The organism is Lampropedia puyangensis, assembly GCF_004833285.1.
GTDB lineage: Bacteria > Pseudomonadota > Gammaproteobacteria > Burkholderiales > Burkholderiaceae_C > Lampropedia > Lampropedia puyangensis.
Map to the genome: position 1 here is coordinate 1 of NZ_STFG01000064.1, position 535 is coordinate 535.

A 535-nucleotide genomic window follows, 5' to 3' on the forward strand; every position below is an offset into this window, starting at 1 on the left:
TTTTTTTTACGGATGCGTTCGCGTTTGAGCAATTGGAAGAAGCTTTCTGCCACGGTGTTATCGTGACAGTTACCGCGCCTGCTCATACAGCAGCACAGGTTGTGGTCCTCTAAAAAACTCTGCCATTCATGGCTTGTAAATTGACAGCCTTGATCCGAATGAACAATGACTGTTTCACTGGGTCTTCTGCGCCAAACAGCCATATGCAGAGCATCGAGCGCGAGCTGCGTATCGATGCGACTGCCTATTTCTCATTGTCTATAGCCCAGCCCACCACTTGGCGAGAGTACAAATCAATCACCACAGCCAAGTACAGCCAGCCTTCATGTGTTGAGATATAAGTGATGTCAGTGACCCTGGCCATGTTAGGAGCCTGCACCGTGAATTGCTGTTCCAGCAGATTGGGGGCCACTATCGCTGGTGCACCGGCTTTGGAATATGGGCGTTTGCGATAGCCTCTTTGTGCTTTTAGGCCTTGGCAGCGCAGCAGTCTAGCAACGCGATGCCTGCTGCAGCTTTCGCCCAAGTCGCGCAT

1 pseudogene is annotated in these 535 nt (G+C 51.4%); it reads right to left on the minus strand.

The features are described from left to right. Positions 1-535 (minus strand): annotated as a pseudogene (locus E9531_RS17380) (IS3 family transposase); the annotation flags it as partial.